This is a genomic window from Allobosea sp. AK1, from assembly GCF_006714945.1.
Taxonomy (GTDB): Bacteria; Pseudomonadota; Alphaproteobacteria; order Rhizobiales; family Beijerinckiaceae; genus Allobosea; species Allobosea robiniae.
The window spans coordinates 1,848,539-1,873,286 of the sequence record NZ_VFMG01000001.1 but is presented as its reverse complement, the minus strand read 5'-3'; the positions used below and the strand labels follow the sequence as shown (position 1 = coordinate 1,873,286).

Below are 24,748 nucleotides of genomic sequence, written 5' to 3'. Positions count from 1 at the left end.
GCTCGCGTCGAGCGGGCCGGTCAGGAGTCGTAACGGCATGTCTACTGCGAAGAAAGCTGTTGTGCGCCATGGTTTCAAGACGGGCGAGTATGTCGTCTATCCGTCCCATGGTGTCGGTCAGATCACGGCGATCGAGGAGCAGGAAGTCGCAGGCTTCAAACTTGAGCTGTTCGTGGTGGGTTTCGCCAAGGACAAGATGACGCTGCGTGTCCCGACCGGCAAGGCCGCCAGCGTCGGCCTGCGCAAGCTCGCCGATGCCGACTGCGTCACCAAGGCGCTGACGACGCTCACCGGCCGCGCCCGCGTCAAGCGCACCATGTGGTCGCGCCGCGCGCAGGAATATGAAGCGAAGATCAATTCGGGCGATCTCGTCGCCATCGCCGAAGTGGTGCGCGACCTCTACCGGTCCGAGGCCCAGCCCGAGCAGTCCTATTCCGAGCGCCAGCTCTATGAAGCCGCCCTCGACCGCATGACCCGCGAGATCGCGGTGGTCGACGACATCACCGAGACCGAGGCGCTCAAGAAGATCGAGGGGCAGCTCGCCAAATCGCCGCGCCGCCTCAGCAAGGCCGAGGCGGAAGCCGAGGCCGAGATGGAAGGCGACAACGACGATCTGGCGGAAGAGGCTGCCTGAGCGGCTCGTTCCCTATCGTTTCGAAAAACCCGGCGGGCGACCGCCGGGTTTTTTGTTGGGTCGAACCGGGCGTGACCTAAGCCGTCCCCGTTCCCGCCTTCAGGAAAGCGACCGTCTTCGCCCAGGCCTGTCCGGCCGTAGCTGCGTTGTAGCGCTCGGCGCTGGTGTCGTTCATGAAGGCGTGGTCGACATCGGGATAGACGATGGCCTCATACTGGATGCCGGCCGCCTTCAGCGCCTTCTCATAGTCCGGCAGCATCTGGACGAGGCGGGTGTCGCGTGAGGCCTGCTGGATCAGGAGGCGCGCCTTGATCTGCGGGACCTTGGCGAGATCGGGCGGGCGGCCGTAGAAAACGACGCCGGCCGCAAGCTCGGGGGCGGAGACCGCGAGATCGTTGACCGAACCGCCGCCCCAGCAGAAGCCGACAGCGCCGGTCTTGGCCGTAGCATCCGGCCGCGAGGCCAGGTATTTCAGCGCGGCGCGGCCCTGGGCGACGACCGTTTCGACCGAAAGCTGCGGGAAGAGCGCGCGCGCGGCGTCCGGGTCGCTGGGCGTACCGCCAAGCGGGGTCAGGAAATCGAGCCCGAGCGTGGTGAAGCCCTCCAGCGCCATGCGGCGGGTGATGTCCTCGATATGGGGATTGAGGCCGCGGTTCTCGTGGATGACGAGGACGCCGCCGCGTTTGGCCTCGGCCTTGGGCGTGACGAGATAGCCCTTCAGCGCCACGCCATCGACGGTCTGGTCGAAGCGGCTCGCGGTGATGCGGGCATCGTCCGGCGCCACCTGCTGGGCCTGGGCGTAGTTGGGCTCCAGCAGGGCGAGCGCTGCTTCCGCCGCGGCCGCGGTGCCGGCGATGGCGAGGAGCCGGTTCATGAAGATGCGGCGGTCGAGCGGCTTGTGCGTGTACTCGTCGTAGAGTTCGACGATCCGGCGATCGAGCGCCATCCTTGCCTCCCTTGAACCATGGCCTTGCGCCGATCATAGCGGCGAACGCGCGCGATGCGGGAGGAGCTCGCGTAGACTCGCGGCCTTGTGAAGGCGCGCGTTACTCGGCGACGACCTTGTAGCGCTGGCCGGGCGTCAGCGATGCATTGCGATCGAGCCCGTTGAGCAGCTGGAAGAGCTCGCCCGGCCGGTCCTGCTCGGGCATGCGCTCGGCCATGGCTGCGATGGTGTCGCCGGCCTCGGCCGCGACCAGGCGGATCTGCATCGGGCGGACGGCCTGAGCCTCAGCGGGCGTCATCACCCGGAAGCTCTCGACGATGCTCCGCATCTGCCGTTCCGGATCGCTGCCGCCGCGTGCCGCCAGGATGAAGCGATAGACCCGGTCGCCGATCTGCACGGCGGCGAGCCTGAAGGTCCAGTCGGTGCCCTTGCCGTGGGCGAGGATGGCCGATTGCCCGCCGATCTCGGTCTTCTCGATGCCGGTCGTCTCGACGCCCTCGATCCAGCCGGCGGCGACATAGGATTCCAGCGTCTGGCCGCTCTTCAGCGTGACGGAATCGAAGCGCAGGGCCTGCGCGCCGTTGGCGCTGACGCCGATGACCATGTCCTGGGCCGCCTCTAGGCTGAAACCATCCGGCGCGCTGAAGGCGATGCGCAGCGCACTGTTGAGATAGCGCCGGCCGCGGACCACGCCGTCGCGCGGGTCGTCGCCATAGGCCAGGCCCTCGATGGCGTTCAGCCAGCGATTGGCATCGCGCTCGCCGATGCCGGGCGCGGCGATCTGGCGGGCGGCGGCGGTGACGGCGGCGACGCGCTCGGGTGTCTGCGGGTGGCTGGAGAGGATGTCGAGCCGCTTGTCGTCGGCGCTCTGGTTCTGGCCGCTGCTGCGGAAGGCGGTGTTGCGGCCGAGCGTGGCGAGGAAGCGCCCGGCGCCATAGGGGTCGTAGCCGGCGCGAGCGATGTTGCGGACGCTGATCTGGTCGGCGGTGAGTTCCTGCTGTCGCGAGAACTTCGCCAGCGAGAGCTTCGAGCCGGCGCGCACGGCTGCGTCGCGCCCCGGATCCTTCAGGACCTGCGAGACGACCTGGCTGACCAGCGCCGATTCCGCTTCCTTCTCGGCGCGCTCGACGGCGTGCTGCGCCGTGACATGCGCGATCTCATGCGCCAGCACGGAGGCGATCTCGGAGGTGTCGTTGGCGAGCGCCAGCAGGCCCCGCGTGACGTAGAGCCGGCCATTGGGCAGCGCGAAAGCGTTGACCACCGGGGAATTCAGGATGGTGATCTCGTAATGGCCGATCTGGCCCTCGCCGGCCTTTGCCAGACGCTGGACGACTTCGTCGAGGGCGGCGCGGGCACGCGGTGCGCGGTATTCGCCGCCGAAGGCTGCGAGCAGGCGCTGGTGCTCCTGGTCGGAGGCGCGCTGGACCGTACTGATGCGCGGCGCGATCTCGCCTTCGGAGGTGGTGCTCGCCGGCAGGAGAGAACTCTGGTCGCCGAGGCAGCCGACGAGGAGCAGGCCCGGCAGCACGATGGCTACCAGCCGCTTCGAATGTCGCGAAAGCGATGCGGGCCAGAGCTCCAGCATGTCCTCAGTCGATCAGTTCCAGTGCCGAACGGGATGCGACCTCGAGCAGGAGGCCGTCGCGCCCGGCAAGGACACCATAAGCACGCAGCCGTTTACCGCCGAGATGGCTCGCGGTCCAGCCGGCGCGCTTCAGTTCGCGCCAGAGACTGCGCGACAGGACGATCGAGGCAGCCTGCTTCGGGCGGCGGGAGAAGTTCAGATAGGTCCGCTGGGAACGCTCGCCGACCGAGGCGATCCGGCCTTCCAGCATGACGTAACGTCCCTCCTGCGCCTTGACCGCGGCGAGATCATGGCCATCGACCGCCGTCAGCGACGCAGGTTGCGGCCCAGATGTTACCGTTGCCTGAACGGAAGCCTTTTGCGGTGTCTCGCAGGGGGACGAACCGGGTTCGTGCAGAGGGAGGGCGGCACCTTGCCGCAGCAGCTGCTGTGCGAGGTCCAGCGTCGGTTCGCCGGGCGACGTCGGCGGGATCGTCAGCCGTGCAGGCAACCGCCCCCAGCGATCGGGCTCGCCGAGGACGGTCAGGCCGAGCGGGCGACCGAGGAAGCCGCTCAGACCAGCATCGAAACGCGATGCTTCCTCTGGACTCTGGCGCGGCGCGAGGCCGACGAGCCGCAATCTTCGGCCATCGCCCAGCAGCGGGTCCCCGGCGGGGTCCAGACCGGACAATTGCACGGTCACGGCGTCTTCGGCGGGCGCGCAGCCGGAAGCAGCCCGCGCCGGCGGGGTGGCGAGGGTCGCGAATATGACGATGACAAGAAGGGACTTCACCCGCATCGCGATTATGCTACACGGAGTTTCGTGCGTCCCGGTAGCTCAGCAGGATAGAGCAACGGTTTCCTAAACCGTAGGTCAGGGGTTCGAATCCCTTCCGGGACGCCATTTCGCCTTTGGCGCGGCGATCACTGCGCGGCGCTTTGCGATGGTTCCGGATCGGCGCCGTTCTCGTGATTTATCCGGAATGACGGTGCTTCCGCCCCAAAGCTCCATGCTCTAAGCACGGAGCATGGAGACCGTCTCGCCCCACGAACTCTTCACCCATATCCGCATCGTCCTGGGCATGGTCATCGGCCTGGGCATCACGCGGATGCTGGCCGGCCTTGCCGGCTTCATCCAGCATCCCGGCCGCTATCGCGTCTCGCTGCTCCATATGCTCTGGGTCGGCTCGATCCTGCTCGAGCTCGTGCTGTTCTGGTGGTGGGAGTTCGGGCTGTCGCGCATCCCGGCCTGGAGCTTCGGCGTCTATCTCTTCCTGGTCGGCTATGCCGTCGTGCTCTATCTGATCTCGGCGCTGCTGTTCCCGGACAACATCGCGGAATATGCGGGCTACGAGGACTTCTTCATCCGGCGCCGGCGCTGGTTCTTCGGTCTCCTGGCTGCCGCCTTCCTGCTCGATGTCGTCGATACCCTGATCAAGGGCACCGAGCACTGGAGCCAGCTGAGCGGCGATTATCTCGTGCAGGTCCCGATCGGGCTGGCGCTGTGCCTGATCGCCTATGTCTCGGCGCGGCGCGGGGTGCATCTTGCGCTCGCCAGCGTGCACATCCTCTACCAGATCTACTGGATCGGGCGCGTCGTCTATACGATGGGCTGAAGCCGGCCGAGCGACGATTCAATCGGGCCGACGTACTCAGCTCTTCCTGCCCGCGTCTTCTGCGAAGGGGGCGAAGTGTTTCGCGACCTGCCGGTAGACCTCCCGCTTGAAGGGAATGATCAGTTCCGGCGTCTCGTCGAGCCTCGCCCAGCGCCAGGCATCGAACTCGGCCTTGTGGCCGCCGGCCGGCGTGAGGACGTCGATCTCGTCCTCGGGGCCGACAAGGCGGAAGGCGAACCACTTCTGTGCCTGGCCGCGCCAGCGACCTTTCCAGGCCTCCTTGCCGATATCGGCGGGCAGGTCGTAGGCGAGCCAGCCCGGCGCCTCGGCGAGAAGTTCGACCGAGGTGACGCTGGTTTCCTCGGCGAGCTCGCGCCGCGCAGCCTCCAGCGGCGTCTCGCCTGCGTCGATGCCGCCCTGCGGCATCTGCCAGGCATAGCCCGGCGCGACATGCTCGCGCTTGGTCTTGTCGGCGCGGCGGCCGACGAAGACGAGGCCCTCGGCGTTGAACAGGGCTAAGCCCACGCAGGGGCGGTAGCCCTCGGGGGCCGTGTCGGTCATCGTAGCGATCCGGTGGTTCTGGGCGATACGGGGGGCTTGGCCGTACGGAAGCCGCGGGCGGCGCTGACGGGAACGATCACGAGCTTCTTGGCGTCCAGCGACTGGGCCCAGCGGTTGATCCGTTCGATCGAGACCGGCAGGGCGCTTGCGGCGGCGACAACGATGCCCTGCTCGCGCGCGAGATTCTCCAAAGCGGCCAGTTCCTTGTCGATGGCATCGGCGCGGGTGACACCGTCTATGACCCGATCGATCTTCAGGGCGGGGATGCGGGCGCGGTCGGCCGAGCCGGCGAGCAGGCTGCGCGGGGACGAACCGTCATCGACGACCATCAGGCCGCGGCCGGCGAGCTCGCGCAGGATCGGGGAGAGAGCGCTCTCATCGGCGGTGAAGCGGCCGCCGAGGAAATTGACGATGCCGACATAGCCGGTGAAGCGACCGAGTGCCCAATGCAGCTTGTCGATATTGTCCGGCGCCTTCGGGCCGGTCAGCAGCGTATGCGGGCCAGGGTCGTTGTCGGGATAGTCGAAGGGCTCCATCGGCAATTGCAGGAAGACCTCATGGCCTTCGCTGCGGGCGCGCTGGACGGTGCGTTCGAGCTCGGTGCCATAAGGCGCGAAGGCGAGCGAAACCGGCGGGGGCAGCTTCGCGATCGCGTCGGCGGTGCCGCTCTGGCTGATGCCGAGCCCGCCGACGAGCAGCGCGATCCGGCCGGCCGGCTTCGGCTCCGGCTCGAGGCCGAGCGGGCGGGCATAGATCCTGGCCGGGGTCGCGCCGTCCGGGCCGAGCTTCGGCAGCAGGCCGTAACGCGAGCGCTCGGCCAGGCGACTGTCGGGGGCCGTCGCGAGCTTGATGGTGCGGGCCTCGCTGGGAATGGTGATGATGATGGCGTCCGGCGCATCCTCGCCTGCACGCGTCACGGTCACACCCGCGCTGTTCTCAAGCTGGGCGGCGCTGGCCGGTCCACGCGACGTGGACGCATCGGCGGTGGCAGGCACGGAGGAGACGGGGGCGACGCGCTTTTCGATCGAGGCCACGGCCATCGGCTCGCCGCCATCGGGATCGCGACGCAGCGCCACCGTCAGCAGGAGCCCCAATACGGCCACGCCGACGCAACCGGCAGCCGCCATCGCGAGCCAGCGTCCCCAGGGCCTGCCAGAGGCCGCCGGGCGATCCCTGCCGAGCGGTCGATTGAGCTCCGTCAGCGGCGTTCCGGCCGTGAGAGGCCGTCCTCGAGGTTGCGACGCGGACCCGAATCACCGGTCCGCGCGCTAGTCTTGGCGCCTAAGGAGCCCGGCGTCGAGCCCGCAGGCTCAGTTCGGCTGCTTGGGGGCCTCGGGAGTGGCGGACGCGGCCGGGGCGGCCGGCTTCTCCGCGGGGGCAGCAACATCCTTCTTGACGCCGCGCAACTGGTTCAGCGCGGCGATGAGCTGGGTGTCCTTGGTCGCGTCGGTCGGCACATAGGAGCTCGAGCCGGACTGCTCCTCGCCCTCGCCGGCCTTGAGATGGCCCTTCAGCGAAGCTTCGCCCTTGTTATCGACGAGCTTGTCCTTGATCTCCTGCGGGATGTCCTGCTGGACCTCGATATCCGGCGTGATGCCCTTGGCCTGGATCGAGTTGCCCGACGGCGTGTAGTAGCGCGCCGTGGTCAGGCGCAGGCCGCCATTGGAGCCGAGCGGGATCACGGTCTGGACCGAGCCCTTGCCGAAGGAGCGCGTGCCCATCACGGTCGCGCGCTTGTGGTCCTGCAAGGCGCCGGCGACGATCTCGGCCGCCGAGGCCGAGGAGCCGTTGATCAGCACCACGACCGGCTTGCCCTTGGTCAGGTCGCCCGACTTGGCGTTGAAGACCTGGGTTTCCTCGGCATTGCGGCCGCGGGTCGAGACGATCTTGCCGCGATCGAGGAAGGCGTCGGAAACCAGCACGGACTGGTCGAGGCGTCCGCCGCGATTGTTGCGGAGGTCGATGACATAGCCCTTCAGCTTGTCGGCGCCGATCTCGCTCGTGGTCTTCTCGATCGCCTTGCGCAGACCGTCATAGGTCTGCTCGGAGAAGGTGCCGATGCGGATATAGCCGATATCGCCCTCGACGCGTTCCTCGACGGCCGGCACGACGATGGTCGAGCGGGTCAGGGTGAATTCGAGCGGCTCGGTCTTGCCGGGACGGTCGATCTTGAGCGTGACCTGGGTGTTGATCAGCCCGCGCATCTTCTCGACGGCCTGGGTCAGGGACAGGCCCTTCACCTCGGCGCCGTCGATCTGCTTGATGATGTCGTTGGCGAGGATGCCGGCCTTGGAGGCGGGCGTGTCCTTGATCGGCTTGGCGACCTTGAGGACGCCGTCCTCCATCGTCACCTCGATGCCCAGGCCACCGAACTGGCCGCGCATGTCGGTATCCATGTCGCGGAAGGACTTGGAGTCGAGATAGGAGGAATGCGGGTCGAGCGAGGAGACCATGCCGTTGATCGCGGCCTCGATCAGCTTCTGCTCGTCGGGCTTGTCGACATAGTCGGTGCGGATCTTCTCGAAAATGTCACCGAAAAGGTTGAGGCTGCGATAGACCTCGGCCGAGGCCGCGACCGCGCTGGTCGAGGAGAGCAGCCTGGTCTGTGTGGCCAGTCCGGTCAGACCTGCGCCCATGATGGCGCCGGCGAGAACGAGGGAAACCTTGCGCATCATCCGCGAACCTTTTCGCCTTGCGATTTCGTCCACCACGGTGTCGGGTCGATCGAAACGCCGTCTTTCCTGAATTCGATATACAGAACCGGCTGCCCGGTTCCCACTCCTACCGTCGTCGCGGCAGCTTCCGACGTTTCGCCCATCGCCGCAACCGGCTCCCCTGCCAGCACGAACTGATTGAGCGCGACATCGATCCGCTGCATGCCGGCTAGCAGGATGTAGTATCCTCCGCCAGCGTTCAGGATCAAGAGTTGCCCGAACGAGCGAAACGGCCCCGCATAAACCACCCAACCGTCAGAAGGCGCCGAAACTAGGGCGCCCGGCCGGGTCTCCAGCGAAATCCCGCGAATCGTGCCGCCGGCGCCGTCGGCATCGCCGAAACCACGCAATCGTGATCCCGCCACTGGCAGGGAAAGCAGGCCCCGGGCTTCGGCGAAGGCGATCTTCGGGGCAAGCCGCGCGGGGTCCTTGAAGGCCAGCGCCGTCATGCGTTCGCGCTGGTCGCGCGTTTCCTGCTCGATCGCCTGGCGGGCGGCGTCGGCCGCCTTGTTGGCAACGGAGATCTCCTTCTCGATCCTCTCGACGAAATCCCGCATCGAGCGGGCCTGCCCGGCCAGCTCCCTGCCGAGCGCGGCTTGCTGCTCGACATCCTTGGCGGCGCTGGCCTCGCGCTCGCGCCTCGCCTCGATCAGGGCGGCCAGGCGCTGCCGCTCGGCCGCGATCTGCTCCATTTCCGTGCCGATGTGGCCCTTTTCGGTGGCGATGCCCTGGCGCAGCCGCACGAGTTCGGCGAGATCGGTGCCGAGAATTTCGATCTCCTGCCTGAGATCGGGCACGACGGCGCCGAGCAGCATCGAGGCGCGTACGGCTTCGAGAATATCCTCGGGGCGCACCAGCACGGCCGGGGGCGGGCGCCGGCCGATGCGTTGCAGCGCGGCCAGAACCTCGGCGATCAGGTTGCGCCGGCCGTCGAGCGAGCGGCGAATCGCGGTCTCGCTGGATTGCAGGAGGCTGAGCCGCGTCTCCAGCGCGCCGAGCCGCTCCTCGCCGGCCTGCGTCCTGGCGGTGGTTTCGAGGAGAGCCTTGTTGAGAGCGGCACGATCGGCGCGGATACCCGCCATCTCTTTCTCGAGGGCGGCGCGGGCGTCGGCGTTTCCGGCGAGACGCTGCTCGATCGCCTTGAGCTCGCTCTCGCGCGCCTGCTTCTCGACGAGCTTCTGCATCGCCTCGCGCTGGAGGGCTTCCGGATCCGGCTGGGGCGTCTGGGCAAGGGCGGAAGCACCGAACGAGGCTACCAGCAGGGCGGTGAGGCCCAGGCAGCGCAGTCCGGAGCGAATCAGCAGCGCGGTCATACGCGATGATAGGGGTGGCCGGAGATGATCGTCATCGCCCTATAGAGCTGCTCGAGCACCAGCGCGCGGACGATCTGGTGCGGAATCGTCAAGGCGCCGAAAGCGAGCGTGATATCGGCCCTGTCGCGGATCTCCTCGCTCAGGCCGTCGGCGCCGCCGATGATCAGGCTGGCATGGCCGGTTCCGGAATCACGGGCGGTGGCGAGGCGGCTGGCAAAGGCTTCGCTGCCGAGCTGGCGGCCGCGCTCGTCAAGGGCGATGATCAGGCCAGGCTGCGCCTTGGCTGAGGAAAATTGCGCGAGAATGGCCTGCGCCTCCTCGCGCTTTCGCTCGTCGGGGCGGCGGCCGCGGCCCTCTGCGATCTCGACGATGTCGGGACCGCTGAGGCCGATGCTGCGACCGAGCGCGAGGCCGCGCTCACGATAGCGCTCGCAGAGTTCGCGTTCCGGCCCGTCCTTGAGCCGGCCGACGGCGATGACCGCGAGCCGCATCCGAAAACAGCTTCAGCTGTCGAGGCGTTCGTTCGGCCGGTCGGTGCCCCACATCTTTTCGAGATTGTAGAACTGGCGCACTTCGGGTCGGAAGACGTGGATGATGATGTCGCCGGTATCGATCAGCACCCAGTCGCAAGCCGGCATGCCCTCGACGTTCGGCGTGGGCAATCCCGAGGCCTTGAGGGCTTCGATGAGCGCGTCCGAGATGGCCGCGACGTGGCGGTTGACGTTGCCCGAGGCGATGATCATCGCGTCAGCCAGCGAGGTCTTGCCAACGAGGTCGATCACCGTGATGTCCTCGGCCTTCATGTCCTCGAGGACACGCTGGGCGAGGGCGATGCTGTCGGCAGAGGGATTGTCCGCGACGGCAGCCTGGGGAAGCGGCTTCGGCTCGGCTTCACCAAGGGTTTGACGGGTCAGTGACGTATCCTCTCGATCCAGATGCGCGCTTGGCGCGATGCAGCCAAAATAAGCCGGGAAGTCCCGGAATTCAATCGCGACCAGCCTGTCTGCGTAGCATGGTCGAGGATAACATCGAGCGCTTCCCGTGCAGAAAGACCCAGGCTGGAGGCTTCATGCGCGGCAGGACAGCCGCCCGGCTTTCGGGCAGGCGCCAGCGCGAGAGCCAGTTCGCGGCAGGCGAGGCCATGGCGCTGTGGGTCGAGCCCGGCCGGTCGATGATCGCGATCGGCATCATCCGGGCGATGGCGCGCCATTCGTTCCAGCGGTGGAAACCGGCGAGATTGTCCGAGCCCATGACCCAGACGAAATTGACGCCCGGACAGCGCCGCTTGAGCGCGCGCAGCGTGTCGGCGGTGTAACGGGTGCGCAGCATCGCCTCGACGCCGGTGACGTCGATGCGGGCATGGCCGGCGATGCTTTCGGCCTGGCGGATGCGTTCGGCGAGCGAGGGCAGCTTCGCATTGTCCTTCAGCGGATTGCCGGGCGTGACCAGCCACCAGACGCGGTCGAGCTGGAGCCGGCGCAAGGCGGTCAGGCTCGCGAGCCGATGCCCGTCATGGGCCGGGTTGAAGCTGCCGCCGAACAAGCCGACGCGCAGGCCGGGCGCAAAGGGGGGCAGCCGGGACGGCAGGCGCGTCAGCTCGCTCGTCATGCGTCCTGCTTCGCCTCAGGGCCGGATCTGGCCCGCGCCGTGGACGCGGTACTTGAAGGAGCAGAGCTGTTCGACCCCGACGGGGCCGCGCGCATGCATGCGGCCGGTGGCGATGCCGATTTCGGCGCCGAAGCCGAATTCGCCGCCATCGGCGAACTGGGTCGAGGCGTTGTGGATGACGATGGCGGAATCGACCTCGGCGAGAAAGCGGGCGGCGGCGGCCGCGTCATCGGTAACGATCGCATCGGTATGGTGCGAGCCGTAGCGCTCGATATGGTCGATCGCGGCATCGAGGCCGTGGACCGTCTTCACGGCGATGATCCGGTCGAGATATTCGGTCGCCCAGTCTTCTTCGGTCGCGGCCGTCACACGGGCATCGGCCGTCTTGGCGGCCTCATCGCCACGTACGGCGCAGCCGGCTTCGAGCAGAGCGCCGACGAGCGGGGCGAGATGGGTCGCCGCACAAGCTTCGTCGACCAGCAGCGTCTCGGCCGCGCCGCAGACGCCGGTGCGGCGGAGCTTGGCGTTGAGCAGGATCTCGCGGGCCATGGCGAGATCTGCCTTCGCGTCGACATAGACATGACAGTTGCCGTCGAGATGGGCGAAGACCGGCACGCGCGCCTCGCTCTGGACGCGGGCGACGAGGCTCTTGCCGCCACGCGGCACGACGACGTCGATAGTGCCGTTCAGCCCCGAGAGGATTTCGCCGACAGCGGCACGGTCGCGCGTCGGCACGAGCTGGATCGCGTCGGCGGGCAGGCCGGCGGCTTCCAGGCCTTCGCGCATCGCGGCGGCGATCTCGGTCGATGAGCGGAATGAATCGGAGCCCGCACGCAGGATCGCGGCATTGCCGCTCTTCAGGCAGAGCGCGCCGGCATCGGCTGTGACGTTGGGGCGGCTCTCGAAGATCACGGCGATGACGCCGAGCGGGGTTGCGACGCGCTCGAAGCGCAAACCGTTCGGCCGCGTCCACTCCGCCAGCACCCGCCCGAGCGGATCGGGCAGGGTGGCGACCTCGGCGACGGCATCGGCGATGGCGGCAACCCGCGTCTCATCGAGGGCGAGGCGATCCATGAAGGAGGCGCTCAAGGAGGCCGCTTTGCCGTCGGCGAGGTCCTGGGCGTTGGCGGCGAGGATGCGGGAGGTGCGGGCCCGCAAAGCGTCCGCCATCGCGAGGAGCGCGGCGTTGCGCTGTCCGGCCGGGCTCAGCGCGACCTTGCGCGCGGCTGCGCGGGTGCGCCGGCCGAGATCCTGCATGACGCGGCCGACATCAGCGGCCTCGTTCGTCGCGATGATGCGCAATGCGCTGTCGCCGGTCATCTCGTTCAGTCCAAAATCCGGCTGGCAAATGCCAGTCCCGAAGAAAGTTTAACCCAGCCCGAGCGCCATGTCGTCCCGGTGGATCATCTCGGCGCGGCCGGGATGGCCGAGCACGGTCTCGATGTCGCGCGAGGCCTTGCCGAGGACCAGAGCCGCTTCGCCGGCATCATAGGAGACAAGGCCGCGTCCGAGCAGTTGCCCCTCGGGATCGCGGATCAGCACGGCGTCGCCGCGCGCGAACTCGCCTTCGATCCGGGTGACGCCGACCGGCAGCAGGCTCGCGCCACCACGCAGCGCGCGGGCCGCGCCGGCGTCGAGATGCAGCGTGCCGCGCGGCTCCAGCGAGCCGGCGATCCAGGTCTTGCGGGCGGTGGCGGGCGTCGAAGCCGTGAGGAACCAGGTGCAGCGGCCGCCACTTGCGACGCTCGCGAGCGGGTTCTTGGCGCGTCCGTCGGCGATCAGCATATGGGTGCCGCCGGCGGCCGCGATCTTGCCGGCCTCGACCTTGGTGCGCATGCCGCCGCGCGACAACTCGGACGCCGCGCCCCCCGCCATGGCGTCGATCTCGGGCGTGATGCGCTCGACCACGGCGATATGCTGGGCGCTGGGGTCCTTCGCGGGCGGCGCCGTATAGAGCCCGTCGATATCGGAGAACAGCACCAGCAGGTCGGCGCCGGCCATGGTCGCGACCCGCGCCGCGAGCCTGTCATTGTCGCCGTAGCGGATCTCGGTGGTGGCGACGGTGTCGTTCTCGTTGATGACGGGGATGGCGCGCAGGTCGAGCAGGCGGCCGAGCGTGGCGCGCGCGTTGAGATAGCGGCGGCGCTGCTCGGTGTCGGCCAGCGTCAGCAGGATCTGGCCGGCGGTCAGCCCATGGGCGCCGAGCGCCTCCGCCCAGTTGCGGGCGAGCGCGATCTGGCCGACGGCCGCGGCGGCCTGGCTCTCTTCCAGGCGCAAGGGGCCGGAGGGCAGGCCGAGCACGGTGCGCCCGAGCGCGATCGCGCCGGAGGAGACGACGAGCACGTCGGCGCCGCGCTGGTGCAACTCGGCAAGGTCCTCCGCCAGCGCGGCGAGCCAGGCATGGCGCAGTCGGCCGCGATCGCGGTCGACCAGCAGGCTGGAGCCGACCTTGACGACGATGCGGCGGAAATCGGAGAGCAGGGGCGTCTTCACGGGGAGCACGGCGTTGTTGCGGCAGTCGCCCTGCCTGTTGGCGAAAATGCCTCGCTTGTAAAGCATAGAGGTGTTTTCCGGTCGCGATGCGGCGCGTAAAAGGGCTCTTTGCATTGACAGGCACGGGCTGGCTGCCCATATGCATGGGCCGGCCCGCCCGTCTGATAGGGTGCCGATCCTGCCATTCTCATGCGTTTTTGGCGTGCGGTAAGCAGGGCCTGCCGCCCGATAAGCGTTGGAAGCGGGGCTGCCGCGCGTCGATTTCGATACCAATCCGGCCGGATCTGGATTATCTCGCCCGCGCGGGCCGAGCAAACGCCCGTAACAACCCGAGAGAAGATCACCCTTGAAGAACCCGAACGACCGCAGCTTCACCGACCGCCAGTCCAATTCCGCCAATGCCAAGAAGGCGCTGCTCGAGCGTTTCAAGGCCCGGCCGAAGGCCGACGACCCGGTGATGGTGCAGCGACGCGAGGAGCGGGAAGCCATCGCCCAGGCCCGCGCCGAGCGCGAAGCCGAGAAGGCGAAGATCCGGGCCGAGAACGAGCGCCTGGAAGCGATCGAACGTGCGCGCATCGAAGAAGAGAAGCGCCAGGAAGAGATCGCCCGCGAGGTCGCCCGCAAGGCGGAGCAGGCCAAGCGCGACGCCGAGCGTCCGCGCAAGGTGCTGCTGGAAGCCGTGCAGTACATGCAGATGCGGACGGCCGGCAAGCGCCGCTGACGCCTTTTCGGCTCGGTCGACATCGGCCGGGCGACAGGAATTCGCGCATCTCTAGAGAATGCGATTTGGGGCGCCGCGAGCGCCCCTTTTCATATCCGCTTAACTGCGATGGAAGCGCCTGCCCCAGGCAATGGCTGCTTTTCGGCCAAAAAACTCCTATCCGTTTCGCATCGGCCTATCGGCAAATCCGCTTGCGCAGATTAATGTGCGCGCCGGGTTGAACCTTTTTCCTGCTCGCCGCGACAACCGGATGCGAGCCGGGATGCCTGGCCTTCGAGGGGCAATGCATACGGAATCGGACGAGGATCTCGTCAAACGGATCGCCTCTGGTGACCGGCTCGCGATGAAGGTGCTGTTTTCGCGGCATCAGGTGCGGGTCTATCGTTTCGTGCTGCGGCTCGTCCGCGACGAGACGCTTGCCGAGGATGTGATCAGTGACGTGTTCATGGATCTGTGGCGACAGGCGGACCGGTTCGAGGCTCGCGCCTCGGTCTCGACCTGGCTGCTCGCCATTGCCCGGAACAAGGCCTGGTCGCTCCTGCGCAAGCGCCGCGATGCCGAGCTGGACGAGGATTATGCCGAAAGCATCGAGGACGAGGCCGACGGCCCCGAGATCGTGCTGCAGAAGCAGGATAAGGGTCTCGCCATTCGCGCCTGCCTCGGACGTCTTTCGGCCGAGCACCGCGAGGTCATCGACCTCGTCTATTACCATGAGACTTCTGTCGAAGAGGTCGCACGGATCGTCGGAATCCCCGAGAATACCGTCAAGACCCGCCTCTTCCACGCCCGCAAGAAGCTGGGCGAGTTGCTCAAAGCTGCCGGCATCGACCGCGGCTGGCCGTAAGAATTTGGTGCTTTTTACTGCCGCATTTTCTTCACGCGAACCGGTATCCACTTCGCTTGAAAATGCTTCTGTTTTTATGAGGCGCGGCCCGGCCGCCCAGGGAGTGGCGTGATGAACGACAGCATCGCCAGCGATCCGAAGCGCCGCGAGCTTGAGGAGCTGCTGCCCTTCTATGCCAATGGCCGGATCTCCGACGCCGACAAGCGCCGCGTTGAGACTGCGCTCGCCGTCGATGCCGAGCTTGCCGCCCGGCTCGATCTGATCCGCGACGACATGGCCGAGACGGTCCTGCTCAACGAGGGCCTCGGCGCTCCCTCCCACAACGCGCTCGAAAAGCTGATGGCCGGGATCGAGGCGGAAGCCCGCCCGATGCCGCTGCTTGCGCGTGCCAAGGACAACAGCCGCGGTTTCCTGGGCTGGCTCGGCGGACTTCTGGCCGGGCAGCCGCCGCGTCGCCTGGCTTATGTCAGCGCCGCCGCAATCGCATTGATCGCGCTGCAGGGCGTCGCGATCACCGGGCTTGCGCTGCACAAGGGCGGTTCCGGCTTCGAGACCGCTTCGGCGCCGGGCGCGCGGCCGTCGGAAAGCTATGTGCTGCTGAGCTTCTCGCCCGAGGCGCGGGCCGGCGAGATCGCCTCCTTCTTCAAGCGCTTCGACGCCTCGGTGGTCGATGGCCCGCGCGCCAACGGCTTCTTCAAGGTGCGCGTCGGCGATGCCTCCCTCTCCTCCGCCCAGCTCGATGCCATCGCGGCGCGGATGAAGGGCGAGAGCGCCATCGTCAGCTTCGTCGCACCGGCGCCGTGAACCGGCTGGCGCGGTTGCTGGGCGCCATGGCATGATGTCGTCGTCGCAGGAGGGTGAGGCCATGCAGCCGTCCCCGTTCGCCCGTCGGAAATCATCGCTTCGGTGTCTCGCCGGCGCCGGCCTTGTCGCATGCGTGCTCGCGCTCGTGCCGGGGCCGGCTTTCGCGCAGCCCGCGGGTGGGACCGGTGACGGCAAGGATAAGCGCGTCGCGCCGACGACGAGCCCGCAGCAGCCATCCGCCGGTGGAACCAACCGTTCGATGCGCGTGCCGCCCGGCTCCTGGCTGCAGCCGCGAGCCCAGCGAAGCATCGTTCCGGCGATGGACGAGACCCGCTTCGTCCCCGACGAGGTGCTGTTCGAGCTTGCGCCCAATGTCGAGGCGGAGGCGGTGCTGCGCCGCTATGGCGCGACGCTGATCGCCAGCCAGCGCTTCGAGCTCGCAGGCGTCACCATCATCCGCGCCAGGATCGAGGCTGGACGCGATCTGCGCGCCGTGCTCACCGCGATGGCCGAGGACACCAGCATCGCCGGGGCGCAGCCGAACTTCCTCTTCGAATTGCAGCAGGACTCCCAGTCCCGTGCCGGCGCGCCGGCGGGAGCAACCACCGCCTCATCGGAAGCGACCACCGCACCGCCGCCGCCGAGCCTGCGCCTGGCCGATCCCGTGACGGCGGCGCGCGGCAGCGCCGCGGTGCGGCGCATCCTGCCGCCGCAATACATCGTCGAGAAGCTGCGCCTCGGCGAGGTGCGCAAGCTGGCGCAGGGGCGCGGCATCCGCGTCGGCCTGATCGATTCCGGCGTCGATATTGAGCATCCCGAAATCAGGGGCTCGGTCCTCGGTTATCTCGACGCGATCGACGGGCTGGCGACGCCGCATGCGCACGGCACCTCGATGGCGACGGCGATCGTCGCGCATGGCGAATTGCAGGGTATCGCTCCTGCGGCCCGCCTCATCGTCGCCCGCGCCTTCGGCGGGCCGCAGGCGACCTCAGCCAACGGCAAGTCGTTCCAGATTCTGACCGCGCTCGAATGGGTGGTCCAGCAACGCGCCAAGGTGATCAATCTCAGCTTCGCCGGCCCGCAGGACCGCCTGCTCTCCAAGGCGCTGGCCGGCGCGAAGGAGCGCGGTGTCATCACTATCGCCGCCGCCGGCAATGGCGGAGCCCGCTCGGCGCCGCTCTATCCGGGCGCCGATCCGAGCGTGATCGCGGTGACGGCGACCGATGCCGAAGACAAGGTCTTCAGCGATGCCAATCGCGGTAGTTATGTCGCGATCGCGGCCCCTGGCGTCGATGTTCTGACGGCCGAGCCCGGCGGACGCTACGCCTTCACCTCGGGCACGTCGATCGCTGCCGCCCATGTCACGGCGCTGGTCGCGCTCCTGCTCGAAAAGCAGCCGGAGCTCGATACCGACAGCGCCCGCCGGGTGCTCGCCGAAAGCGCGACCGATCTCGGCTCGCGCGGGCGCGACCCGACCTTCGGCGCCGGGCGGATCGACCCGCCGACGGCGCTCGCCCGCGTGCTGCCGGTCGCGACGGCGCGGCCCTGATCGGCATGCACTCTTGACCTTCGCCGCCGCATCGGCCTGATGGCGCGATGCCGCGCCCGAAACTCCTCTTCGTCGCCACCGAGGACTGGTTCTTCGCCTCGCATTTCCTGCCGATGGCCCGGGCCGCGCGCGAGCTCGGCTTCGACGTCGCGGTGATCGCGCGCGAACGCAACCACCGGCGCGTGATCGAGGCGACGGGGGCGAGGCTGATCGGGCTGGAGGCGGAGCGGCGCAGCCTCGATCCGCGGGCCTTGTTCAAGCAGATCGGCGCGCTGAAGCGCCTGATTGCGGCCGAACGACCCGATATCCTGCATTGCATCGCGTTGAAGCCGATCGCGCTCGCCGGGCTCGCCGGCAAGCTGGCGGGCGTCGAGCGGCGGGTCTATGCGCTGACCGGGCTCGGCTTCCTTGGCGCCAGGCAGGGAGTGCTCGCAGCGCTGGCGCGCTTCGCGGCCATCTCCTGGCTGCGCGGCGTCATCGACGGGCCGCAGGTCCGCTTCCTGTTCGAGAATCCCGATGATCCCGTCACGCTCGGTCTCGATCCTCAGGACGCGGCAAAGGTCGCGATTGTCGGCGGGGCCGGTGTCGATCCGCTGATCCTGATGCCCTCGCCGATGCCGCCGGCGCCGCCGCTCAAGGTCGCGCTGGTCGCGCGCATGCTCTGGTCCAAGGGCGTCGATCTCGCGGTCGAGGCGGTGAGGCTCGCGCGGGCCGAGGGGGCGAAGGTCGCGCTCACCATCCATGGCGCGCCCGATCCGTCCAACCCGAAGGCCATTCCCGAGGCGACATTGAAGGAATGGGCCGCGCGGCCGGGTATCACCTGGGGCGGGCCGACGCGCGATATCGAGGGTGTCTGGAAGGCGCATCATCTCTGCATCCTGCCGTCGCGAGGCGGCGAGGGCCTGCCGCGCACGATCCTGGAAGCTGCGGCCTGCGGCCGGGCGATCCTGACGACGGATGTTCCGGGCTGTCGCAGCTTCGTCCGCGACGGGCAGGGCGGGATGGTGGTTCCAGCCGACGATGCGGCGGCGCTGGCGAGGGCACTCGTGGTCCTCGCCCGTGCTCCCGGCCTTGTCGAGCGCATGGGAGATAGTGCGCGGGCCCGCCTGCTCGACGGCCATACCGAGCGCGACGTGATGAACGGCGTGAAAGCGCTCTATCTGAGCTTGCTTGACGGCTCCACGCCCGAGGTCGCTGCATGAGCGGTGAAGCTGCGCTCGATCGCGAAGCCTTCATCCGCGCTCATACCCGGTTGCTTCCGGTGCCGCATGCGCCGGAGATTTCATTGCATGTCGCCGAGGAAGCGACGGAACTCTGGCAGAAGACGGAGGACGAGCTCGCCGTGATCGGCCTGCCACCGCCATTCTGGGCTTTTGCCTGGGCGGGCGGGCAGGCTCTCGCACGCTATCTGCTAGACCATGGCAAGATCGTCACGGGTCGTCGGATGCTGGATTTCGCCTCCGGCTCCGGGCTTGTGGCGATCGCAGCGGCGAAGGCAGGAGCGGCGCCGGTCGAGGCCTGCGACATCGACGGTTTCGCCGCGGCGGCGATCGGCATCAACGCGGCGGCCAATGGCGTCGCGGTGACAGCGCGCTGCGAGGATCTGATCGGCCGCGACGAGGGCTGGGAGGTCATCTGCGCCGGGGACGTCTGCTACGAGCGCGCGATGGCCGAGCGCGTGATCGACTGGCTGTCGGGGCTGTCGGCGCGTGGGGCTACGGTGCTGATCGGCGATCCCGGTCGCAGCTATCTGCCGCGCGGCAAGCTGGAGGCGGTCGCGACCTATGAAGTGCCGGTGACGCGCGCGCTGGAGGATGCCGAGATCAAGCGCAGCTCGGTCTGGCGGCTCGCCGGGTAAGGCGCGCCGCCAGCCCGGAGCCTAGGCCGCGCGCCGCCTCACCGCGCCGACGCCGCTAACCGCGCTGCCCTGCTCGGTGCGGAAGGCCGCGACCAGTCGGTTGAGCTGGTCGATCTGGTCGAGCAGGACCCGTGCCGAAGCAGCGCTCTCCTCGGCCAGCGCGGCGTTCTGCTGGGTGATCTCATCCATGTGGCTGACGGTCTGGCTCATCTCGTCAATGCCGTTGGCCTGCTCGCCGGATGCCGAGGCGATCTCCTCGACCGTGCTGGAGACCTTGGCGGAGGCTGCGACGATGCGGTCGAGCGTCTCGCCGGCCTGGCGGACAAGCTTGACGCCCTCGGCCACTTCCGCGTCCGAGGACGAGATCAGCCCGGTGATGTCCTTGGCGGCGCCGGCCGAGCGCTGGGCCAGGGCCCGGACTTCGGCTGCGACCACGGCGAAACCCCGTCCGGCATCGCCGGCGCGGGCCGCCTCGACGGCGGCATTCAGGGCGAGCAGGTTGGTCTGGAAGGCGATGCCGTCGATCACGTCGGTGATCTCCGAGATGCGCTTCGAAGCGCCCTCGATCCGCGCCATCGCCTCGACCGCGTCGCGGACGATGTCGCCGCCGGTGCGCGCGACATTGGCGGCTTCGTCCGCCAGCGAAACGGATTCGCGCGATGCCTGGGTCGAAGTCTTGACGGAAGCCGCGAGCTGCTCGGTCGTCGCCGCGCTCTCCTCCAGCGCCGAGGCCTGCTGCTCGGTGCGCATCGACAGGTCCTGGGCGCCGGCGCTGATCTCCTGCGAGGAGGAGGAGATCGCGGCCGAGGTCGCCTTGATCGTACCGACCATCTCCTGCAGGCGCGCCATGGCGCCATTGAAATGGTCGCGGATCTCGGAATATTCGGCCGGGATCTCGGCGCTCATGCGATAGGTCAGGTCACCATCGGCGAGGGCTGCCATGCTCTGGCTGACGCAGGCGATGGCCTGGTCGCGCTCGGCCGCTTTGGCCTGCTCGATGGCGCGGGCCTCGGCCTCGGCCTTCAGGCGGGCTTCCTCCGAGGCTTCCAGATAGACGGTGATCGCATAGTCCATGTCGAGCATGGCCGCCTTGACGATGGCGCCGATCTCGGCCGAGCGTTCGGTGACGCCGGGCATGCGCCTGCCCAGTGCGTTCTTCGGCCAGCGTGCCTCCAGCACGCCTGCGAGCAGCTTTTCGAGAATCAGCGCGTAGCCGCCGATATACCAGCGCGGCTCCAGGCCGATGCGGGCATGGATCTTCCCGACCTGGGTGACGGCGCCGATATAGTGCTCGTCGAAGGTGCCGGTCGCGATGCCGCTCCAGTGCTTGCCCTGGCGTTGCTTGGCGCTTTCGATGTGCTGTTCGTTGCTGAAGAAAGCCTTGGTCTCGGGAAAGGCGCGCAATTGCGCATAAAAGGCGTCGAGAGCGCCCGGAATCGACGTGTCCAGAGCGTCGCCGACGTCGCGAATGCGCGCCTGCGCGTCCGGGCCGAGCTGCATGAAGGCGAGCCGCTTGCCGAGATGATCCATTGCCGACATCAGGAGGTCCCCAGCCTCAGGCGGAAACCGCTTCCGCCGGAGCCCGACCATGGGCCATCAGGGTTAACAACCTATGAGGGCATGTCTTGATCTGGGTCAATTTCCACAAGGCCGAGCCGTATTATCCCGGCCTGGAGTTGAAGCTGGCGCATTGAGAATTCGAAAATCTCGCAATAACAACCGGATAAATGCCGTTCAGCCCGCTTCGTGACGCTCCAGGAAATCCTCCACCGAGAGATTGCGGAAATCGTCGAGGGCGGCACGCAGCCGGGTGTGTTCCCAGTCCCACCAGGCGAGGTTCTGCAATCTATCCGCGACATCCTCAGTGAAGCGTCGCCGCACCGGCCGGGCCGGATTGCCGGCGACGATGGTGTAGGGCGCGACGTCCTTGGTGACGACGGCCCCGCCCGCGACTACCGCGCCGGTGCCGATCGAGCGGCCGGCGAGCACGATCGCGCCATGGCCGATCCAGACATCGTGGCCGATGGTGACGGCGTGGGCCCGGCGCCAGTCGAAGAAGGCCTCGTCATCCTCGGCATCGTCGAAATAGGCGGCGGCGCGATAGGTGAAATGCGACTGGCTGGCGCGATGCATCGGGTGATTGCCGGGATTGATCCGGGTCATTGCCGCGATCGAGCAGAATTTGCCGATTGTCGTGTAAATGACATTCGCGTCGTTCACGACATAGGAGTAGTCCCCCATCGTCGACTCGGCGAAGATGGTGCGCGCGCCGATGGCGGTGTAGCGGCCGAGCGTCGCCTGCCTCACCTGGGCGGTCGGGTCGATCAGCGGTTCGAGTCCCAGCTTTTTCGCGGCCATGTCCTCATCCTCTCCTGATATCGCGATCCCCGCCGTGCAGACGGGCGTGCTCGTTCTCGTGGTCGGTCCCTCCGGGGCTGGGAAGGACACGCTGATGGATGCGGCGCGGGCGGGCCTCGCCGGCGATCCCGACTATCGCTTCGCGCGGCGCTTGATCACCCGGCCGGCCATGGCCGGCGCCGAGGATCACGATTCTTGCGACGAGGCGGGGTTCCGCACGATCGAGGCCAATGGTGGCCTCGCGCTGAGCTGGCAGGCTCATGGTTTGAGCTACGGCATTCCGGCGCTGGAATTGTCGGGCATCGGCGCGGGTGCCGTGGTTATCGTCAATGTCTCGCGGCGCGCCATCGCGGCGGCGGAGCGATTGGCTCAGCGCGTCGTGGTGCTCAACATCACCGCGCCGGTCGCGGTGCTGGCGCAGCGTCTGGCGGCGCGCGGGCGCGAGAGCGAGGCCGATATCGCCGCCCGCCTGAAGCGCGAGGCGCCCCTGACGGCGGAACGCGCCGAGATCGTCACGATCCTGAACGATCGCAGCATCGCCGAGGCTGCGGAGGAACTGTTGGCTGTCCTGCGCGCACTCGGCCGGCACGACGCCTAGCCGAACGAATAGGAATCGAGCAGGCGGAAGCGGCCGGTGCGGTCATCCTGCCTGAACAGCGCGAAACGATCGATCCTGACCGGACCGGCGGGAAGCGCTGCAGCATAGGCGGTTTCAAGCGCCTGCTTCACCGGCGTTGCTTGGTCACCCGGCAAGGAACCGGTCAGCGTCATATGGAAGCGGAAGGCGTCGCCGACATAGGGGTAGCCATAGGCTTCGAGATAGGCGTGCTGAGCGGGGGTGAGTGGGCTCCTGAGGCGCCGCGCCTTGTCCGTTTCGGAAAGCGGCGCGCGGAAAAGCTCGAAGGCCTGCACGGTGGAGAAGGCGAAGCGCTGCAGGGCCTCGCTCGGCTCGGACGGCGTCAGCGCCACGAAGGAGCCGAGCGCGGCGACGCTCAAGCCCGCCAGTTCAACGACATCGAGCCCCGCGGCATGATTGCGAGCGAAGGCGCGCAACTGCTCCTCGCTGCGGCCATCGGCAAGCTCGAAGGGCGCTTTCAGCGTGGCGTGGAAACCGTAGCGCCGCGGCTCCTCGGTGAAGGCCGGCCATAGCGCCGGATCGCATCCGGGCGGAACGGCGAAGGGCAGGTCCTCGCCGGTCAGCGCATCATAGCCGAGCGTCGCGCTGCCGAAGCGCCAGAGGGCGCTGTCGGCTGCGGGGGCGTAATAGACGGCGTAGCGCGGCTTGCTCAAAATGCGCGCTCGCCCTGCGACCAGACCGCAGCCAGCACCGGCGTCGCGCCGAGCACCTTGAAGCGCACGAGATCGGCCCGCAGCCCGGTCTTGAGATGGCCGCGATCGCTGAGGCCGAGGATGTCCGCGACCTTCCAGGTCACCATGCCCATCGCTTCGGGCAGCGCGATGCCATGGTCGGCATTGAGCTTGACCACGGCCTGGAGCAGGCTCGCCGGCACGTAATCCGAGGAGAGGCCATCCAGAAGTCCCTTCTCGGCCAGCTCTGAGACCGAGACGCCGCCGGAATGCGAGCCGCCGCGCACGACGTTCGGCGCGCCGGCAACCGTGGCGAGGCCGGCCTGCTTGGCGGCGGCGGCGGCCTCGACCGTGGTCGGGAATTCCGAGATCACCGCGCCGGAGGCGACGCCCTCCTCGACATGCTCGGGGATCGTGTCGTCATGGGTGGCGAGCGGGATGCCGCGCGCGCGGAAGATGTCGACCACGGCCTGCCAGTTCCTGGCGACATTGGCGGCGCCTTCGCGCTGGCGGACCTCGACGTCGGCCTCGAATTCCGCGACCGTCTTGCCGTTGCCGACGGCATAGGTCTTGAGGTGCTGGAGATCGCGCCACTGGCGCTGCCCGGGCGTGTGATCCATCAGCGAGACGAGCTGAACCAGTTCGTCGTCCTGATAGGGGGCGATGTCTTCAAGCAGGCCCGGACTCGTCAGCTCGCAGCGCATATGGATGCGATGGTCGATGCGGAAGACGTTCTCGCGCTTGCCATAGGCGAGCGACTTCATCACGTCGGCGAAGATGTCCTTGCGGTAATCCTTGGCCGAGAAGGGCGTTCCGGCGCAGACCGCGTCATAGACCGTGGTGACGCCGGCGGCGGCCATCTGCGCGTCATGGACCAGAGCCGCCGCAAGCCCGTTCGGCCAGAAGACCTTCGGGCGCGGCATGAAGTGCTTTTCCATGTTGTCGGTGTGCATCTCGACGAGGCCGGGCGCGAGATAGTCGCCGCCGACATCGATCGCGCCGGGCAGGGAGGATTGGCCCTGGTCGACGGCGGTGATGCCGGTCTGGTCGAAGGCGATCGTGCCGGTGACGACCTCGTTCTCGAGAATGAGTTTGGCGTTGGTGAGAACGGTCTGCATCGTCAGGCCTTCCGGAAAGCGGTGATATCGAGATAGCGCGTCGCGACGCGTTCGCGAACCGCCTCATCATGGAAAATCCCGACGATGGCGGAGCCGGCGGCGCGCGCCTCGGCGATGAGTTCGACGACGACGTCGCGATTGGCGGCGTCGAGCGAGGCGGTCGGCTCGTCGATCAGCATAATCGCCGAGGGATCGACGAAGGAACGGGCAATGTTGACGCGCTGCTGCTCGCCACCGGAGAAGGTGGCGGGCGCGAGGTTCCAGAGCCGCTCCGGCAGGTTGAGCCGGGCCAGCATGGCCTTGGCGCGCTCTGTCGCGGTCTCCGCCGTGGCACCGCGCGCCAGCAGCGGGTCGCGCACGATGTCGAGGGTCGAGACGCGCGGGATCACGCGCAGGAACTGCGAGACGAAGCCGAGCGTGCGGCGGCGGATGTCGAGCACGGTGCGCGGCACAGCGGCGACGATGTCGACGGGCCGGCCGGCATGGGTGATGCGGATCGCACCGCTCGTGGGCCTGTAGTTGCCGTAGAGGATGCGCAGCAGGCTCGACTTGCCGGCGCCGGATGCGCCAGCCAGCACCAGCGCCTCGCCGGCCTCGACATGGAAATTGACGTTGTCGAAGACGGGCAAACGCGCTCCGCCCTGGTTGTGCAGGGTGAAGGTCTTGGCGACGTTCTCGACCTGAATCATCGTGGTCATGGGGTCAGTGCCTTGTGCCGGCGAGGTGACGAGGGTGTGAC

At 67.9% G+C, this 24,748-nt stretch carries 26 protein-coding genes and 1 tRNA gene; 10 read left to right on the top strand and 17 right to left on the bottom strand.

Features of this window, described 5'->3' with window-relative positions; genetic code table 11:
* Positions 1–37 precede the first annotated feature (37 nt).
* Positions 38–634, top strand: a complete 597-nt coding sequence (locus FHT98_RS09395) for a CarD family transcriptional regulator (protein ID WP_061971313.1) — start codon at positions 38–40, stop codon at positions 632–634.
* A gap of 76 nt (positions 635–710) precedes the next feature.
* On the opposite strand, the gene FHT98_RS09390 is transcribed toward FHT98_RS09395, so the two are convergent.
* The 3 genes from FHT98_RS09390 to FHT98_RS09380 all read right to left on the bottom strand — a co-directional run bounded on the left by FHT98_RS09390 (position 711) and on the right by FHT98_RS09380 (position 3,943).
* Entirely contained in the window at positions 711–1,580 is an 870-nt protein-coding gene (locus FHT98_RS09390; RefSeq protein WP_061971315.1) for a dienelactone hydrolase family protein, read from the bottom strand.
* A 100-nt stretch (positions 1,581–1,680) separates the two neighbouring features.
* Entirely contained in the window at positions 1,681–3,165 is a 1,485-nt protein-coding gene (locus FHT98_RS09385) for a M48 family metalloprotease (protein ID WP_142113847.1), read from the bottom strand.
* A 4-nt stretch (positions 3,166–3,169) separates the two neighbouring features.
* Positions 3,170–3,943: a hypothetical protein gene (locus tag FHT98_RS09380; RefSeq protein ID WP_113584546.1), complete on the bottom strand. Its 774-nt coding sequence runs from the start codon at positions 3,941–3,943 to the stop codon at positions 3,170–3,172.
* Between the two features lie 28 nt (positions 3,944–3,971).
* Here FHT98_RS09380 and FHT98_RS09375 point away from each other — a divergent pair.
* Together FHT98_RS09375 and FHT98_RS09370 are read left to right on the top strand one after the other, a co-directional pair.
* Positions 3,972–4,048 (top strand) — tRNA-Arg (locus FHT98_RS09375).
* Positions 4,049–4,172: 124 nt separating this feature from the next.
* Entirely contained in the window at positions 4,173–4,760 is a 588-nt protein-coding gene (locus FHT98_RS09370; RefSeq protein ID WP_113584545.1) for a hypothetical protein, read from the top strand.
* Positions 4,761–4,796: 36 nt separating this feature from the next.
* Here the strand turns inward: FHT98_RS09370 and FHT98_RS09365 are convergent, their stop codons facing one another.
* The 9 genes from FHT98_RS09365 to proB all read right to left on the bottom strand — a co-directional run bounded on the left by FHT98_RS09365 (position 4,797) and on the right by proB (position 13,515).
* Positions 4,797–5,321 carry an RNA pyrophosphohydrolase gene (locus FHT98_RS09365; RefSeq protein WP_142113846.1) on the bottom strand — a complete coding sequence of 175 codons (525 nt, stop codon included), beginning with the start codon at positions 5,319–5,321 and terminating at the stop codon, positions 4,797–4,799.
* A complete protein-coding gene (locus FHT98_RS09360; protein ID WP_142113845.1) occupies positions 5,318–6,448 on the bottom strand; it encodes a divergent polysaccharide deacetylase family protein in 1,131 nt (376 codons plus the stop codon). The genes FHT98_RS09365 and FHT98_RS09360 overlap by 4 nt, the downstream gene beginning before the upstream one ends.
* A 183-nt stretch (positions 6,449–6,631) precedes the next feature.
* A complete protein-coding gene (locus FHT98_RS09355; RefSeq protein WP_113584566.1) occupies positions 6,632–7,993 on the bottom strand; it encodes a S41 family peptidase in 1,362 nt (453 codons plus the stop codon).
* Positions 7,993–9,348: a murein hydrolase activator EnvC family protein gene (locus FHT98_RS09350; RefSeq protein ID WP_142113844.1), complete on the bottom strand. Its 1,356-nt coding sequence runs from the start codon at positions 9,346–9,348 to the stop codon at positions 7,993–7,995. Before FHT98_RS09350 ends, FHT98_RS09355 begins: the two co-directional genes overlap by 1 nt.
* Positions 9,345–9,839, bottom strand: a complete 495-nt coding sequence (rlmH, locus tag FHT98_RS09345) for a 23S rRNA (pseudouridine(1915)-N(3))-methyltransferase RlmH (RefSeq protein ID WP_061971323.1) — start codon at positions 9,837–9,839, stop codon at positions 9,345–9,347. Before rlmH ends, FHT98_RS09350 begins: the two co-directional genes overlap by 4 nt.
* Before the next feature lie 12 nt (positions 9,840–9,851).
* Positions 9,852–10,181, bottom strand: a complete 330-nt coding sequence (rsfS, locus tag FHT98_RS09340; protein WP_082617706.1) for a ribosome silencing factor — start codon at positions 10,179–10,181, stop codon at positions 9,852–9,854.
* A 151-nt stretch (positions 10,182–10,332) separates the two neighbouring features.
* Positions 10,333–10,956, bottom strand: a complete 624-nt coding sequence (locus tag FHT98_RS09335) for a nicotinate-nucleotide adenylyltransferase (protein ID WP_142113843.1) — start codon at positions 10,954–10,956, stop codon at positions 10,333–10,335.
* Positions 10,957–10,971: 15 nt separating this feature from the next.
* Positions 10,972–12,276: a glutamate-5-semialdehyde dehydrogenase gene (locus FHT98_RS09330; protein WP_185745113.1), complete on the bottom strand. Its 1,305-nt coding sequence runs from the start codon at positions 12,274–12,276 to the stop codon at positions 10,972–10,974.
* 48 nt (positions 12,277–12,324) lie between these two features.
* Positions 12,325–13,515 carry a glutamate 5-kinase gene (proB, locus tag FHT98_RS09325; RefSeq protein WP_142113842.1) on the bottom strand — a complete coding sequence of 397 codons (1,191 nt, stop codon included), beginning with the start codon at positions 13,513–13,515 and terminating at the stop codon, positions 12,325–12,327.
* Between the two features lie 280 nt (positions 13,516–13,795).
* On the opposite strand from proB, the gene FHT98_RS09320 reads away from it, so the two are divergent.
* The 6 genes from FHT98_RS09320 to FHT98_RS09295 all read left to right on the top strand — a co-directional run bounded on the left by FHT98_RS09320 (position 13,796) and on the right by FHT98_RS09295 (position 19,225).
* Positions 13,796–14,170, top strand: a complete 375-nt coding sequence (locus FHT98_RS09320) for a DUF6481 family protein (RefSeq protein ID WP_061971329.1) — start codon at positions 13,796–13,798, stop codon at positions 14,168–14,170.
* A 262-nt stretch (positions 14,171–14,432) separates the two neighbouring features.
* Positions 14,433–15,014 (top strand): sigma-70 family RNA polymerase sigma factor, encoded by a 582-nt coding sequence (locus FHT98_RS09315; RefSeq protein WP_425284620.1) that lies wholly within the window; start codon positions 14,433–14,435, stop codon positions 15,012–15,014.
* Between the two features lie 111 nt (positions 15,015–15,125).
* A complete protein-coding gene (locus tag FHT98_RS09310) occupies positions 15,126–15,818 on the top strand; it encodes an anti-sigma factor (RefSeq protein WP_142113841.1) in 693 nt (230 codons plus the stop codon).
* Positions 15,819–15,879: 61 nt separating this feature from the next.
* A complete protein-coding gene (locus FHT98_RS09305; RefSeq protein WP_185745112.1) occupies positions 15,880–17,367 on the top strand; it encodes a S8 family serine peptidase in 1,488 nt (495 codons plus the stop codon).
* A gap of 47 nt (positions 17,368–17,414) precedes the next feature.
* Positions 17,415–18,569, top strand: a complete 1,155-nt coding sequence (locus FHT98_RS09300; RefSeq protein ID WP_142113839.1) for a glycosyltransferase — start codon at positions 17,415–17,417, stop codon at positions 18,567–18,569.
* Entirely contained in the window at positions 18,566–19,225 is a 660-nt protein-coding gene (locus FHT98_RS09295) for a class I SAM-dependent methyltransferase (RefSeq protein WP_142113838.1), read from the top strand. The genes FHT98_RS09300 and FHT98_RS09295 overlap by 4 nt, the downstream gene beginning before the upstream one ends.
* 21 nt (positions 19,226–19,246) lie before the next feature.
* On the opposite strand, the gene FHT98_RS09290 is transcribed toward FHT98_RS09295, so the two are convergent.
* Together FHT98_RS09290 and FHT98_RS09285 are read right to left on the bottom strand one after the other, a co-directional pair.
* On the bottom strand, positions 19,247–20,764 hold the full coding sequence (locus tag FHT98_RS09290) for a globin-coupled sensor protein (RefSeq protein ID WP_162260146.1): 1,518 nt from the start codon (positions 20,762–20,764) through the stop codon (positions 19,247–19,249).
* 195 nt (positions 20,765–20,959) lie between these two features.
* Positions 20,960–21,583, bottom strand: coding sequence for an LbetaH domain-containing protein (locus FHT98_RS09285; protein WP_113584534.1), 624 nt, complete (start codon positions 21,581–21,583; stop codon positions 20,960–20,962).
* On the opposite strand from FHT98_RS09285, the gene phnN reads away from it, so the two are divergent.
* Positions 21,582–22,181 carry a phosphonate metabolism protein/1,5-bisphosphokinase (PRPP-forming) PhnN gene (gene phnN, locus FHT98_RS09280; protein ID WP_113584533.1) on the top strand — a complete coding sequence of 200 codons (600 nt, stop codon included), beginning with the start codon at positions 21,582–21,584 and terminating at the stop codon, positions 22,179–22,181. The two genes, FHT98_RS09285 and phnN, sit on opposite strands and share 2 nt — an antisense overlap.
* Here phnN and FHT98_RS09275 read toward each other — a convergent pair.
* Genes FHT98_RS09275 through phnL form a run of 3 tightly spaced genes read right to left on the bottom strand, consistent with a single transcriptional unit; the run spans position 22,178 to position 24,707 of the window.
* Complete coding sequence (locus tag FHT98_RS09275; RefSeq protein WP_248309186.1) at positions 22,178–22,873, bottom strand: DUF1045 domain-containing protein; 696 nt, start codon at positions 22,871–22,873, stop codon at positions 22,178–22,180. The genes phnN and FHT98_RS09275 overlap by 4 nt on opposite strands.
* Positions 22,870–24,009 carry an alpha-D-ribose 1-methylphosphonate 5-triphosphate diphosphatase gene (locus FHT98_RS09270; protein ID WP_113584531.1) on the bottom strand — a complete coding sequence of 380 codons (1,140 nt, stop codon included), beginning with the start codon at positions 24,007–24,009 and terminating at the stop codon, positions 22,870–22,872. Before FHT98_RS09270 ends, FHT98_RS09275 begins: the two co-directional genes overlap by 4 nt.
* Before the next feature lie 2 nt (positions 24,010–24,011).
* Positions 24,012–24,707, bottom strand: coding sequence for a phosphonate C-P lyase system protein PhnL (gene phnL / locus FHT98_RS09265; RefSeq protein ID WP_113584530.1), 696 nt, complete (start codon positions 24,705–24,707; stop codon positions 24,012–24,014).
* Between the last annotated feature and the right edge of the window lie 41 nt (positions 24,708–24,748).

Bases quoted from the DNA above. Each gene is read 5' to 3' on its own strand.
- FHT98_RS09395 (WP_061971313.1), top strand. From the start codon at position 38: ATGTCTACTGCGAAGAAAGCTGTTGTGCGCCATGGTTTCAAGACGGGC.
- FHT98_RS09390 (WP_061971315.1), bottom strand. From the start codon at position 1,580: ATGGCGCTCGATCGCCGGATCGTCGAACTCTACGACGAGTACACGCAC.
- FHT98_RS09385 (WP_142113847.1), bottom strand. From the start codon at position 3,165: ATGCTGGAGCTCTGGCCCGCATCGCTTTCGCGACATTCGAAGCGGCTG.
- FHT98_RS09380 (WP_113584546.1), bottom strand. From the start codon at position 3,943: ATGCGGGTGAAGTCCCTTCTTGTCATCGTCATATTCGCGACCCTCGCC.
- FHT98_RS09370 (WP_113584545.1), top strand. From the start codon at position 4,173: ATGGAGACCGTCTCGCCCCACGAACTCTTCACCCATATCCGCATCGTC.
- FHT98_RS09365 (WP_142113846.1), bottom strand. From the start codon at position 5,321: ATGACCGACACGGCCCCCGAGGGCTACCGCCCCTGCGTGGGCTTAGCC.
- FHT98_RS09360 (WP_142113845.1), bottom strand. From the start codon at position 6,448: ATGGCGGCTGCCGGTTGCGTCGGCGTGGCCGTATTGGGGCTCCTGCTG.
- FHT98_RS09355 (WP_113584566.1), bottom strand. From the start codon at position 7,993: ATGCGCAAGGTTTCCCTCGTTCTCGCCGGCGCCATCATGGGCGCAGGT.
- FHT98_RS09350 (WP_142113844.1), bottom strand. From the start codon at position 9,348: ATGACCGCGCTGCTGATTCGCTCCGGACTGCGCTGCCTGGGCCTCACC.
- rlmH (WP_061971323.1), bottom strand. From the start codon at position 9,839: ATGCGGCTCGCGGTCATCGCCGTCGGCCGGCTCAAGGACGGGCCGGAA.
- FHT98_RS09335 (WP_142113843.1), bottom strand. From the start codon at position 10,956: ATGACGAGCGAGCTGACGCGCCTGCCGTCCCGGCTGCCCCCCTTTGCG.
- FHT98_RS09330 (WP_185745113.1), bottom strand. From the start codon at position 12,276: ATGACCGGCGACAGCGCATTGCGCATCATCGCGACGAACGAGGCCGCT.
- proB (WP_142113842.1), bottom strand. From the start codon at position 13,515: ATGCTTTACAAGCGAGGCATTTTCGCCAACAGGCAGGGCGACTGCCGC.
- FHT98_RS09315 (WP_425284620.1), top strand. From the start codon at position 14,433: ATGCCTGGCCTTCGAGGGGCAATGCATACGGAATCGGACGAGGATCTC.
- FHT98_RS09310 (WP_142113841.1), top strand. From the start codon at position 15,126: ATGAACGACAGCATCGCCAGCGATCCGAAGCGCCGCGAGCTTGAGGAG.
- FHT98_RS09305 (WP_185745112.1), top strand. From the start codon at position 15,880: ATGCAGCCGTCCCCGTTCGCCCGTCGGAAATCATCGCTTCGGTGTCTC.
- FHT98_RS09300 (WP_142113839.1), top strand. From the start codon at position 17,415: ATGCCGCGCCCGAAACTCCTCTTCGTCGCCACCGAGGACTGGTTCTTC.
- FHT98_RS09295 (WP_142113838.1), top strand. From the start codon at position 18,566: ATGAGCGGTGAAGCTGCGCTCGATCGCGAAGCCTTCATCCGCGCTCAT.
- FHT98_RS09290 (WP_162260146.1), bottom strand. From the start codon at position 20,764: ATGTCGGCAATGGATCATCTCGGCAAGCGGCTCGCCTTCATGCAGCTC.
- phnN (WP_113584533.1), top strand. From the start codon at position 21,582: ATGTCCTCATCCTCTCCTGATATCGCGATCCCCGCCGTGCAGACGGGC.
- FHT98_RS09285 (WP_113584534.1), bottom strand. From the start codon at position 21,583: ATGGCCGCGAAAAAGCTGGGACTCGAACCGCTGATCGACCCGACCGCC.
- FHT98_RS09270 (WP_113584531.1), bottom strand. From the start codon at position 24,009: ATGCAGACCGTTCTCACCAACGCCAAACTCATTCTCGAGAACGAGGTC.
- phnL (WP_113584530.1), bottom strand. From the start codon at position 24,707: ATGACCACGATGATTCAGGTCGAGAACGTCGCCAAGACCTTCACCCTG.